Genomic DNA, 12079 nt, shown 5'->3' with positions numbered 1-12079 from the left:
CCCCCTGCTGAACAGCGTTGCAGCGTTACCCAAAGCCTCTGGCTACACCATGGCCACGGTGCAACGGTACCGCGTAACGCCTGGTCGCAGGAGGCTTCGAACAGGCCCGGTGCCGAGACGATTACCGCGGTGTCGGGTGCCATACCAACGACCGGATCGAATGACAGCAGGGGTGACACGGTGGGGTTCAATTGGTGGCGCGAAAGCGGGGCCGAACAGTCACGCGTGAGTGTGCAGGAGATCGCGGCTCGGGTGCGAGCCGAGGACGCTGACACCGCCTACGCGGCCTTGTTCCCGAATGGCTGGCCACACGAGGCCCCCGACCATCCGCTGAGCGTGCCTGAGGCACACCAGACGATGCAGCGGCACCGCGAGTGCCGTACCGACGAGTGCCCGCGCAAGGCTGCGGCATGGACGACGCTGGTGGAGTCCGGGAAGGTCAAGCCCGACAGTGGGCGCAACTACTGAGCCGTGCGGAACAGCCGGTCGAATTTCCGAAACGCCTCCAGCACAACGCGTTCGCGCATCGCAGGGTTCGGCGTTGTTGCGCGGCCACGAATCCAACGAAATCGGAGAGGGTGTGACGTGACGGGACCGGAAGGCGATTCCCAGCGATGTTCGGAGTTGTCCGGTGGTCGGCACGCCCGCGAGATGCCTGGTATCCGGGAATGGCTGTGCGCCATCGAGGACAAGGCCGGTGCCGGATATCGAGTCGAGCGCGAACCACAGCCGCCGTACGGCTGGAACCTGGTCGACCCTTCCGGGGCGATCGTGTGCAGCGGCACCTTGGATCGCCTCGAGTCGTGGGTGATCGATCGAACCGCGTCTATCGCGGAGTCGACGACAGGCGAACCCGATCAGCCGTGACGGTGCGGCGGGCGGTGCGGCCTCCCACATTCAAACGGGCAGCGCTGACGCCTGCGCGGTGCAGATGGATTGCGGAAGAACGACATAGGAGTACAAGCGTGGAACACGGACAACGAGAGCCGGAACCAAACGACGGCCCATGGATCAGAGCGGAGCACTGCGGCTACGCGAAGTGCGACCCGAAGTCCGGTGCCGTGCTGGAGGTGTTGTGCCCGTCCATCCTCTGTCAGACCGTCGTCGCGGTGGTGAATGGGCGCATCGCCGCGCACGAACGCCAGTTGCGCAACGTCGCACCGGGACCGTGCGTGTGGATCGGAGTGCGAATCGTAGACTCCGATTGCTGATTCACGATTTTCTGAGCTCTGCGCTGGACGTGGGAAAGCCTCACTGCCCGAGGATGTTTCGAGCAGTGAGGCTGGCGTGCAGGAACTTCGATGGGTCAGGCGGCGTCGGGCGTGAGGGGTTCTCCGCTGCCGATCCAATAACCGATTCGAGCGCCGGGTGTGCGGGGCCGGTAGCCCAGGTTCTCGGAATCCCGTCCGGAGCCGTCCGGAGGTGTCGCCATGGGGGTTGACCTGCTCTGATCCTGGGACACCTCTGGTGCGGTGGACGCGTCCGCCGAGGAGAGGTTGTCCGGGTGTTCGTGCTGGTTGTCGCCTTGGTGGACGGCTTGGACGGGTTCGGACGCCTTGTGCGGGAGAGCGGGCAGGTAGCGGTCGAAGGCGTCGAGGAAATCGACCCGCCGATACCCGCGCTCGGTCTTGTCCGGGTTGTGGCGGGTCTTGATCTCGTACTCCTTGAGGCGGTGCCCGAGCTTGGACGGGTTGAGTTCCCAGTCCGCCCAAGGCGATTCCTCGATCGCATGCAACCGGTCGCACAGTGCTTGGGACTTGATGAACGACAGGCCGGTCACCGCGAAAATGTCCCGGATGTCGGCGAGCAGCTTCACGTTGGCGGAGGTGGTGTCGTTGTCGTCCTCGGCGGCGGACACCATCGCTGCTGCGGCGGCCCGGGCGGTCCGGGGCCAGTGCCCACCGGCCATGTCCGCGACCGCGATCAGCGGCTCCCATACATCAGCGGCACGGTCCTCCACTCCCAAATCCGCGGGCTCGTAACTGGTGATCCGTTCGCGCACCTGATCGGCCCACTGCGCCAGCTCGTCACGAACGGAGTGCAGGGCGGGCCGGTCACGGGTACCACGGAACGGTTTCACCTTCTCCGAATCCTTCCGCCGCCGCATCACCACCACCACGGCCCGGTCCTCGATCGTGTCGGGCATGCGCCCGATCCCGGCCAAGGCCGCCATGGCGTAGGTGTTGAACTCGGTCGGGTCATGGTTCGGCCCGGACACCCGCCCATAGGTCATGCCGCGCTGGAACCCGGCATTGAGCAGCCCGCGCAGTTCCTCGTTGTTCTCGGCGACCTTCTTGGACCCGAAAATGGTGTCGGCCTCATCGAACAAAAGCGTCGGCGGCGGATCGATACCCAGGGACCGGAACACATAGGCCACTGATGCATTCACTGTCCGCAACGGGTTGTGGACCAAGCCGTCGACCACTTCCAGCAGCCGGGACTTGCCCGAACGTTTCTCCGCCGACCGGATCACCAGACGCGGCGCGTACTCGAAACCGGACACCAGATGTGTGGCCGCGACCCACAACACCACCCCGTTCAGCGCTGGGCGCGACGGCAGTACGCAGTAACGGCAGATCAGCTCCCGCACCTCGTCGAGGATGCTCGCGCCGTCCAGTGGGGCCAGCTGGGCATTGCTGTAGTCCACGGGTTCGCTCACGAGGCCCTCCGCTCCGCCGACCGCAGCGTGCGTTCGATCTCCATCTGCGACAATCCCACCCGAGCGGCAGCATCGGTGATCGCCTCCAGCACCGCAGTAGAGGCACCCTCGCTGTAAGCACGAGAGGCAGCCCAGAAGAGCACCGAATTACGTTGCCCCGGTTGAGCTTCGGCCACCGCACGCACCAACCCCGAAGCCGATCCTGCCGACCGTGCCGACGCGCGTCGGGAGAACGGCAGCACGATAGGAGCGCACACCCGCTCCCGCAGGTGCACGGGCAACCCCGCGATCGGAGCATCGTTGATCCACCGGTACCGATTCCCGCTGGGGTGCATACTCGGCGGTGCCACCACGTAGCCCGAATGGGTCTTGATGTCGACCCCGGACGCCTCCGCCAACCTCCCGCGTGCCGTGCCCGCACAGCGGAACCAGACGTGCCAGCCGCCCCCGCCGGTGCGCGCAGTCCAGGTTTCCGGGATGGTCCCGAGCGCCTCCACACTGCCACCGTTGCGCGGGTCCACATCAAGCACCACAACCCCGGTACGCGGGCGAATCCCGATGTTGCACGACGCGTTCCGCCACCACCACCCTTCGATCACCTGCGGGTCAGTGGATGCGTCATCCTTGCCGTGGTCTGTCACGGGCACTTTGCCCCCAGGGGCCAGCGGCAGCACCGCCAGCCCGGCACGCGCGTAGGCCAGCGCATGATCCCGCAGCGACTCACCAGCACCAGCCGCCGAATCGTTTGAGCTAAACTCGTTCACTGTTGTTGAAGCATCCTTCCACGTAGATCAGTTGTTTCACCGGCCCCGGTCCGTGCTGCAACACAGACCGGGGCTTTCGTTCGAAACCCTTACGCAACGCCTCCGCGAACCGTCGCTTGCTCCTGCGCCTCGATCCATCGCTCAACCTCGCTGCGCCGGTAGACGACCCGCTTCCCGCGCGTGAACGACGCCGGGCCTTGATCGATGTGTCGCCAGTAGCGCAGCGTCGATTCCGAGAACCCGTACTCTTCTGCGACCTGCTTGGTCGTGAGGTACTGATCCAGGCTCCGAACTTCACCAAACTGCCTGTTGGTCAAGCGATTACCCTCTCGTGTCACTGCGTTGGCACTATTTGTGCCAATTGGTACGGGCTGGTAGTTTACGCCATGTGACCGATAGATTCACACAACGTGACACCCCCTGGGAGGAACTGGCATGACCGAAGGACCGATAGACCGAGATGACGCCCGGTTCGCCGCGAACATGAAACGGCTGCGTGAGATGCGCGGCATGAGCAAGGCCGAACTTGTCCGCGCGCTGACGGATGCGGGATGGACCAATGTCCACCAGACCACGGTGACGAGGATCGAGAACGGTGAACGGCCAGCACGAATCGGGGAAGCGCGAGTGATTGCCGCAGTCCTCGAAACCACCGTGGGCAAGTTGATCCGAGAGCCTGTCCAGGCCGCGATCGAGGATGACCTGGAGCGCAGCAACGAAGGGCTCCGGAACAGCTACAACAAGATCATCGAAGGTGTCGTCGGCGTACTCCACTGGCGCGAGTCGGTCGAACGAGCCCTCGGACAGGCGTCCTCGGGTGTGTGGGTCGATGAAAACGGCACCGTGCACGACGTGCCCATGACTCCACGTCTGCGACAGCTGATTCACCGCGCGGAACTGCTCGGGGGATACAGCATCGAGGCGGCAGAGCAAAACGGCAGGAAGATGTTCGCCTCGACCCACTCCAAGGACCACGTGGACACCGACGAAGAGGAGTACCAGTACTCGGAGGATGAGATCGACGCGTTGGTCGACATGGGGATCGAGAGTGCGATTCAGGGGGAGGGCTTTCTGTGACCACCAAACGCAACCGTCGAGCCGGAGTGGAAGACCTATGGCACCTCAAAAAGCCCCAGCCAGTTCTCGACGAGGACGGTCGCCCCGTCCTGGACAAGCACGGCGACCCTGTCACCACCGACCGATCGAAGTTGTACGGCAAAGGGAAGCGCTGGCGCGCCCGGTATGTCGATGACCAGGGTGAGGAGCACACGCAGCGCTTCGATCGGAAGGCCGATGCCCAATCCTGGCTGGACAAGGCAACGGCGTCGCTCGAACAGGGAACGCACGTCGCGCCCAGGGATGCGCAGCGGACCGTCCAGCAATGGTGTGATGAGTGGATCAAAGGCTATGAGCGCCATAGGGGTACGACTGTCGACCTCGCTCGGGCACACATCAAGCACATTGTCGCCGAGTTCGGGGATCTCCCGCTGTCGAAGGTTCGTCCTTCTGCGGTCAAAGCGTGGACGGCCAAACTGAAAACCAAAGGGCTAGAGGACAGCACCAAAGGGTTGGAGGACAGCACCAAAGGGTTGGAGGACAGCACCATCTACGCCCTGCACAGTCGCTTATCACAGATACTCGGCGACGCCGTGCATGATGGCCTGCTGCACCGCAATCCGTGCTCACGGCGTACGTCGCCGCCTGCGGGCAGACAGAAGGTGTACGTCGCCACGACAGAACAGATCTGGCAGCTTCACGACTCCATGCCGGAACATCTTCGAGTCGCGATTCTGCTGGGAGCCTTCTCCGGCCTGCGGATCGCCGAGGTTTCGGAACTGCGCGTCCGTAACGTCGACTTCATCCGCGGCATCGTTCACCCGAAGCAGCAATGGAAAGAGCGACCGCTGAAGACCAAGGCCAGCGACGCGCCGATACCGATTCCGCACGAACTCACTTTGATGCTCTCGGCCTCGGTCGAGAAGTGGCCAGGCGACCACATGGTGTGCGATGAGTTCGGCAAGCCGGTCTCACCGTGGACGCTCGGACGACATGTGCGCGAAGTCAAGAGCGGCATCAAGGATCTACCCGAATCGTTCAGCTTCCACGACCTTCGCCACTACTACGCCTCCCTGCTCATCTCCAAGGGGGCGGACATCAAGACCGTGCAGGCGCGCATGCGACACGGCAGCGCCATGACGACGCTCAGCTACTACGCGCACCTGTGGCCGGACGCGGATGAGTCGACCCGTACCGTGATCGGCGGCGCACTGAAGGACCGTCTCGAAACTACTGCGTACCCACTGCGTACCGAAGGACCGAGCGCCGCGACCGGCTAGTCAGCCGATAACGCGAATCCGCAGGTCAGAGAAGACTTTCCCGCCTCAGTTCAAACCGGCATAACTGTGCAACCCGCTCACCACGATGTTGATGATGAACAAGTTGAACAGCATCGCCACGAATCCCGCGATGTTGATCCAAGCCGCCTTGGTCTCTCGCCAACCTGAAGTGGCTCGGGCGTGGAGATACGCCGCGTAGATTACCCACGCGATAAAGGAGACTGTTTCCTTCGGGTCCCAGCCCCAGAAGCGGCCCCAGGCGGATTCGGCCCAGATGGCGCCGAGGATTATGCCGGTGCCGAAGATGGGGAAGCCGATGATGGTGGTGCGGTAGGCGAGGCGGTCCAGGGTGCGGGCGTCGGGGAGGCGGCGGGCTATGCGGCCCAGGAGGGTGTTGGATTCCTGGTCGGCCGGTTGGTGGAGGCGGAGGAGGAACAGGAGGCTTGCGATGCCGCCGACGAGGAAGACGCCGCTGCCTACGCTGACGACCGTGACGTGTACCGGCAGCCAGTAGGACTTCAGTGCGGGGACCACGGGGGCGGCGTCCGCGTAGAGCACGGTGCCCGCCAGGAACATCAGGATCAGCACCGGGGCCAGCAGGAACGCCCACATGCCCCGGTAGCGCTCGTCGCGGAGCAGCAGCACGCCGAGGGTGACCGCGGCGGCGGTCGCCATGGTCACGAACTCGTACATGTTGCCGAGCGGGAAGCGGTGAGTCGCGAAGCCGCGCAACACGATCGAGAGAATGTGCAAGCCGAGCGAGACGAACACGACGGCGAAGGCCATATTGCCCAGCCGCTCCGACAGCGGTCGCTCCGGAGCCGCCGCGATCCGGCCGGGAATCGACGCCCCGGTGTCGCCGGAACCGGTGGCGCCCGCACCCACCAGCGCGGGTTCGCGCTGTTCGGCCTTGCGCGTGTACGCCGTCGCGTACTGCACCAGCAGCAGCACGAATGCCAGGGCATACACCACGATCGCCGACTTGAACGCGAGGTCGCTGTACGAGGCGATGGTCTCGTCGATCGGCATCATCACTCTCCCGTCGTCTGCGAGCTCGTCGAATCGCTCAGCAGTCGTGTTCGCAGGCGGTCGAATTCGCCGCCCCAGCCGGCCTGGTCGGTGCGGGCCAGGCCGCCCATCTCTACTACAGTACGTCGTTCATCGCCCGCGCGGGAGTCCGGGTACGCGCGCAACCAGATCCGGCGGCGCTTCACCAGCAGCGACACCAGCAGCCCGGCCATCATGGTCAGCGCGCTCGCCAGCACCCAGCCCTGCGCCGGGTCGTGCGACACCTGCAGATTCGCCCACTGCTGCGCGCCGTCGAAGGTCACCTTGGTGCCGTCGGCGAGCGTGGCCGACTCGCCCGGCCGCAGGTTGACCCGCTGCTCCTTGGTCAGCCGCCCCTGCTTGATCATCTCCGGATCCAGCGCGAACAGCGACTGCGCGCGGCCGGTGTCCAGCCCGGTTTCGCCGCGGTAGATGTCGATGGCCACGGCCGGATCCGTGAGCGACGGGAACGAGGAGGTGAGCAGGCTGCCGTGCAGCAGCGCGGTGGGCGCGAACAGGCCCTCGATCGCGATCTGATGCTTGCGGCGCTCGTCCTCGGAGGCGAACATGCCGCCGGGCGGATCGAAACGCATGACCCCGCTGGACAGGAAGGTCGACGGGTCGTCGGGCCGCCACTGCGTCGTCTCGCTGCGGGTCTGACCGTTCGGGTAGGTGACGGTGAACGTCGGCGCGTACCCGTGCCCCTGCAGGTAGACCCGGTCGCCCGCCACCCGCAGCGGATGGTTGACCTGAATCGTGGTGTCGCGCCAGGTATTGCTCGCCAGATCCGCCCCGGCCTGATAGGCGACGTTGGCGGTGAACATCTGGGCCTGGCCGTTGGGCAGGTAGTCGGCGTGGAAGTCCTTGACCCGCACGCACAGTGGCGTCAGTCCGGTGCCGTCGTTGATCCGACCGGCGCGGAAGGAGTCGAAGACCGACGTGGAGGTCGTGCAGATGCCGGGCCCGCCGTCGGCGACGACGATGACATTGCCCTCGTAGCCGAACAGCTTGCCCGCCGCGACCGCGACCAGCAGACCGACCAGCGCACAATGGAATACGAGATTGCCGAACTCGCGGAAGTACCCCTTCTCCGCCGACAGCGTCACCTCGCCGTCGCGATCCCCGGCCCGCTCGATCACCCGCCAGCCGCGGAACTGCTTGCGCGCCTCGGCGATCACCTCCTCGGCGGAGTCGCCGGAGGTGGTCGAGTAGTGGTGCGGCAGCCGGGCCAGGTTGCGCGGGGTCTTGACCGGCGGCGTGCGCAGCGCCCGGTAGTGATCGAGGATGCGCGGCGCGATGCAGCCCACCAGCGACACGAACAGCAGCACGTAGATCGCGGTGAACCAGAAGCTGCCGAACACGTCGAACAGCTGCAGCCGATCCATCCACGGCCCCAGCGTGGGCCGGTCGGCGATGTACTTGTCGACCTTCTGCGCATTGAGGCTGCGCTGCGGCAGCAGCGCGCCGGGAATGGCGCCGAGGGCGAGCAGGAACAGCAGCATGAGCGCGGTGCGCATGCTGGTGAGCCCGCGCCAGGTGTTGCGCACCAGGGCGATCGCGCGCCGCGGCAGCGACTGGCGGGGCGGACCGGAGGGGGTCGGTCCGGCGGCGGGGGTGGTCACGGTGGCAGTCATCAGATCGGCAGAGTCACATCGGAGACGAAGACATTGCGCACCCAGCCGACGAACTGGTCCCACGCGCCGGTGACCAGCGCAATGCCGACCGCGACGAGCAGGATCCCGCCGACCACCTGAATGGTGCGCGAATTACGGCGCAGCCAGCCCACACCGCGCAGGGCGCTCGCGGAACCGAACGCCAGGATCACGAACGGCAGGCCGAGGCCCAGGCAGTACGCGACGATCAGCAGCACGCCGCGCGCGGCGGTGGTGCCCTCGGTGCCCGCGGACACGGCCATCACGCCGGACAGGGTCGGGCCCAGGCACGGCGTCCAGCCCAGCGCGAACACCGCGCCCAGCAGCGGGGCCCCGACGACGCCGGTCAGCCGCCGCGGATGCATCCGGGTGTCGCGCTGCAGCGCCGGTACCAGGCCCAGGAAGACCAGGCCCATGAGGATGGTGACCACGCCGCCGACGCGTTGCAGCAGTTCCCGATTCACGTTCAGCGTCTGGATGACGCCGAACACCGTCACCGAGGCGAGCACGAACACGACGGTGAATCCGGCGACGAACAGCCCGGCCGCACCGGCCACCCGCGCCCGCCCGGTACCCGCGGCGAGCGCGACCCGCTTACCCTTCGCCTCGGCCACGGTGACCGGCGGCGCCTCGGCTCCGACCAATCCCGCGAGATACGACAGGTATCCGGGCACCAGCGGCACCACGCACGGCGAGGCGAAGGACACCAGCCCCGCCAGCACACACGCCCCCAGGGCGAGCAGCAGCGGCCCGGTCGCCGCCGTCTGCTGGAACGAATCGCCTACGGACGCAAGCACACTCACATTCGCACTCACGAATTACCCTCCGCCGCAATGCGGTCCACCACCGGCTGGAGGTCCTCGGCGAGCAGGGTGCGCAGGTAGATGGCGGCGACACGGTGGTGGCGGTCCAGCACGATCGTGGTGGGGATGGAGCTGGTGGGGAACTTGGCGCCGAGCGCGAGCAGGGTGCGCATCGACGGGTCGTAGACGGAGGGGTAGCCGACGTGATTGCTGGTGACGAAGTCCTGCGCCTTGTCCTGCTGCGGGTCGCGGACATTGATGCCCAGGAAGGCGACGCCGCGCGCCTTGGACTGCTCGTAGACCTTCTCCAGGGCCGGGGCCTCCGCCCGGCACGGGCCGCACCACTGGCCCCAGAGGTTCAGCACCACAACCTGATTCGGGAAATCCGCGACCCCGATGGTCTTGCCGGTCATCAGGTCCGGCCCGGCGAGTGTGCCGATGGTGCCGCGCGAGGCGGGCGGGTCGTAGAAGATCTCGGTCTTGCCGCCGGGCGAGACGAAATCGAAGGTGCCGCCCTGCGCCACCGCATCCTTGTCGGACGTGCATCCGGCCAGCACCGCCACCAGGGCGGCGCAGGCCAGCAGGATCGGCAGCGCCCTTCTCATGCCCCGGTCACCCGCGGATCCGACTCACCGGCAGGCTCGGAGTAGACGATATCGATGAGCGTGTCGCCCTGGTACACCAGCGATGTCAGCGAGGCCAGCGAGCACTGCCGCGAGCGCGGATCGTGCCACAGCCGCTTGCCCTCCAGGAACCGCCGCAGCGTCCACACCGGCAGCTGATGCGAGACCAGCACCGCCTCGTGCCCGGCCGCCTCCACCCGCGCCTTGTTCACCGCGGCCAGCATGCGGTGCGCGATCTGCAGGTACGGCTCGCCCCAGGACGGGGTGAACGGGTCGCGCAGCTTCCACCAGTGCCGCGGCTTGCGCAGCGCGCCGTCGCCGACGGCGACCCGCAGGCCCTCGAAGGTGTTCCCGGCCTCGATCAGGTTGTCGTCCGTGCGGATCAGCAGATCGTGTTGCGCCGCAATGGGTTCCGCGGTCTCCCGCGCCCGCTGCAGCGGCGAGGCCACCACCAGCGTGATGTCGTGATCGGCCAGCGACCGGGCCACCGTCGCGGCCTGGGCGCGCCCGGTCACCGACAGGCTGAATCCGGGGAGCCGACCGTAGAGAATGCCCTTCGGGTTGTGCACCTCCCCGTGCCGCATGACGTGCACGATGGTTTCGACATCGGCGGGAACGTCGCCGGGCGTGGAGGTATGGTCTGCGTCGCTCACGCGCGAGGTCCTTCGGGTGTTGCGGCCGCCGCGGCCGCGGCGGCCGCGGGCAGGGCGGAGGCGATTCGGTCGAATGCGTCCTCGTCGAGCGCCGCGGACACGAACCACGTCTCGAACGCGCTCGGCGGCGGATACACACCGCGTTCGAGCAGCGCGTGGAAGAACGCCGGGAATCGCCAGGTGTCGCTGGCCTTGGCGGCGGCGTAGTCGGTGACCGGACGGTCGGCGAAGAACACGCTCACCATATTGCCCGCGAATTGGACGGTGTGGGCGACGCCCGCCGCCGTCAGCGCCTCGCGCAGCAGCCCGCCCAGCCGCTCGGCATTGCGGTCCAGCGCGGAGTACACCGCGTCGTCGGCGGCGCGCAGCGTGGCGAGCCCGGCGGCGACCGCGACGGGATTCCCGGACAGGGTGCCCGCCTGGTAGACCGGGCCGAGCGGGGCGAGCCGGTCCATGAACTCGGCCCGGCCGCCGAAGGCCGCGGCGGGCAGGCCGCCGCTCATCACCTTGCCGAAGGTGTACAGGTCGCCCGCGACGCCGTCGAGGCCGAACCAGCCCGACGGGCTCACCCGGAAGCCGGTCATCACCTCGTCCATGATCAGCAGCGCGCCGTGCTCGCTGGTCAGCTTGCGCAGACCGGCGTTGAAGCCGGGCAGCGGGGCGACCGTGCCCATGTTCCCGGCCGCGGCCTCGGTGATCACGCACGCGATCTGATCCGGGAACTCGGCGAACGCGGCGGCGACCGCGTCGAGATCGTTGTAGGGCAGCACCAGGGTGTCGGCGGCCTGCGCGCCGGTGACGCCCGGCGAGGTCGGCAGGCCCAGCGTCGCCACGCCCGAACCCGCGTCGGCCAGCAGCGCGTCCACGTGCCCGTGGTAGCAGCCGGAGAACTTGATGATCTTGCTGCGGCCGGTGCAGCCGCGCGCCAGCCGGACCGCGCTCATGGTGGCCTCGGTGCCGGAGTTGACCAGCCGCACCCGCTGCACCGGCTCGACCCGGGCCGCGATGGCCTCGGCCAGCTCGATCTCGGCGGCGGTCGGCGCGCCGAACGACAGGCCGCTCATCGCGACGCGCCGCACCGCGTCCACCACCGCCGGGTGGGCGTGGCCCAGGATCATCGGGCCCCAGGAGCAGACCAGATCGACATACTCGTTGCCGTCGGCGTCGACGAGCATGTATCCGCGCGCGGAGTCGATGAATCGCGGTGTGCCGCCGACGGATTTGAAGGCCCGCACCGGCGAGTTGACCCCGCCGGGAATGATCGCGGCGGCGCGGTCGAAGAGTTGGGCGGAGACCGGCACGGTCACCTGGGTCGCGCGCGGAGAAGAACTCACGGCACCCAGTGTCTCAGCCCGGCCGGAATCGGTCGACGACAGGGTGTAGTTGGGTGATCCAGGCCACGTCGCACCGGCCCGCGCGCCCGGAAAGTGCCCGTTTCCGGCGATTTGCTCCATCGCCATCCGAAAACCGCAGGGAGCGAACACAACCACAACACGCCGGAAAATCTTCGCTCGAATTCGATCGCTGAACGATTGCCAATGC

The 12079-nt window shown here is 67.0% G+C and carries 13 protein-coding genes; 4 read left to right on the top strand and 9 right to left on the bottom strand.

The window, feature by feature from the left end; all coding sequences use genetic code 11:
• The first annotated feature begins 225 nt into the window (after positions 1-225).
• Complete coding sequence (locus tag HPY32_RS23380) at positions 226-468, top strand: hypothetical protein (protein WP_156674725.1); 243 nt, start codon at positions 226-228, stop codon at positions 466-468.
• 117 nt (positions 469-585) lie between these two features.
• Positions 586-867 (top strand): hypothetical protein, encoded by a 282-nt coding sequence (locus tag HPY32_RS23375; RefSeq protein ID WP_156674726.1) that lies wholly within the window; start codon positions 586-588, stop codon positions 865-867.
• Positions 868-1306: 439 nt separating this feature from the next.
• Here the strand turns inward: HPY32_RS23375 and HPY32_RS23370 are convergent, their stop codons facing one another.
• The 3 genes from HPY32_RS23370 to HPY32_RS23360 form a co-directional block, all read right to left on the bottom strand.
• Positions 1307-2659, bottom strand: a complete 1353-nt coding sequence (locus tag HPY32_RS23370) for a DUF3631 domain-containing protein (RefSeq protein WP_067594485.1) — start codon at positions 2657-2659, stop codon at positions 1307-1309.
• A complete protein-coding gene (locus HPY32_RS23365) occupies positions 2656-3423 on the bottom strand; it encodes a bifunctional DNA primase/polymerase (RefSeq protein ID WP_082871754.1) in 768 nt (255 codons plus the stop codon). Before HPY32_RS23365 ends, HPY32_RS23370 begins: the two co-directional genes overlap by 4 nt.
• A gap of 89 nt (positions 3424-3512) precedes the next feature.
• The gene (locus tag HPY32_RS23360) at positions 3513-3707 is read right to left on the bottom strand and encodes a helix-turn-helix transcriptional regulator (protein WP_067596233.1); all 195 of its coding nucleotides are present in this window, start codon (positions 3705-3707) and stop codon (positions 3513-3515) included.
• Between the two features lie 151 nt (positions 3708-3858).
• On the opposite strand from HPY32_RS23360, the gene HPY32_RS23355 reads away from it, so the two are divergent.
• A complete protein-coding gene (locus HPY32_RS23355) occupies positions 3859-4500 on the top strand; it encodes a helix-turn-helix domain-containing protein (RefSeq protein WP_067594488.1) in 642 nt (213 codons plus the stop codon).
• A complete protein-coding gene (locus HPY32_RS23350; protein ID WP_067594491.1) occupies positions 4497-5759 on the top strand; it encodes a tyrosine-type recombinase/integrase in 1263 nt (420 codons plus the stop codon). The genes HPY32_RS23355 and HPY32_RS23350 overlap by 4 nt, the downstream gene beginning before the upstream one ends.
• Positions 5760-5804: 45 nt before the next feature.
• Here the strand turns inward: HPY32_RS23350 and ccsB are convergent, their stop codons facing one another.
• The 6 genes from ccsB to hemL are packed head-to-tail and all read right to left on the bottom strand — an operon-like array spanning position 5805 to position 11871.
• Positions 5805-6788 carry a c-type cytochrome biogenesis protein CcsB gene (ccsB, locus tag HPY32_RS23345; protein ID WP_067596234.1) on the bottom strand — a complete coding sequence of 328 codons (984 nt, stop codon included), beginning with the start codon at positions 6786-6788 and terminating at the stop codon, positions 5805-5807.
• A 2-nt stretch (positions 6789-6790) separates the two neighbouring features.
• Entirely contained in the window at positions 6791-8440 is a 1650-nt protein-coding gene (gene resB / locus HPY32_RS23340; protein ID WP_067594494.1) for a cytochrome c biogenesis protein ResB, read from the bottom strand.
• Entirely contained in the window at positions 8440-9273 is an 834-nt protein-coding gene (locus HPY32_RS23335) for a cytochrome c biogenesis CcdA family protein (RefSeq protein ID WP_067594497.1), read from the bottom strand. The genes resB and HPY32_RS23335 overlap by 1 nt, the downstream gene beginning before the upstream one ends.
• Positions 9270-9866 carry a TlpA disulfide reductase family protein gene (locus HPY32_RS23330; RefSeq protein WP_067594500.1) on the bottom strand — a complete coding sequence of 199 codons (597 nt, stop codon included), beginning with the start codon at positions 9864-9866 and terminating at the stop codon, positions 9270-9272. Before HPY32_RS23330 ends, HPY32_RS23335 begins: the two co-directional genes overlap by 4 nt.
• Positions 9863-10537, bottom strand: coding sequence for a histidine phosphatase family protein (locus HPY32_RS23325; RefSeq protein WP_067594503.1), 675 nt, complete (start codon positions 10535-10537; stop codon positions 9863-9865). The genes HPY32_RS23330 and HPY32_RS23325 overlap by 4 nt, the downstream gene beginning before the upstream one ends.
• Positions 10534-11871 carry a glutamate-1-semialdehyde 2,1-aminomutase gene (gene hemL / locus HPY32_RS23320; RefSeq protein WP_067596235.1) on the bottom strand — a complete coding sequence of 446 codons (1338 nt, stop codon included), beginning with the start codon at positions 11869-11871 and terminating at the stop codon, positions 10534-10536. Before hemL ends, HPY32_RS23325 begins: the two co-directional genes overlap by 4 nt.
• Positions 11872-12079: the final 208 nt, after the last annotated feature.

It is taken from the genome of Nocardia terpenica (assembly GCF_013186535.1).
GTDB classification, from domain to species: domain Bacteria; phylum Actinomycetota; class Actinomycetes; order Mycobacteriales; family Mycobacteriaceae; genus Nocardia; species Nocardia terpenica.
This window is presented reverse-complemented; position numbering and strand designations above follow the sequence as displayed.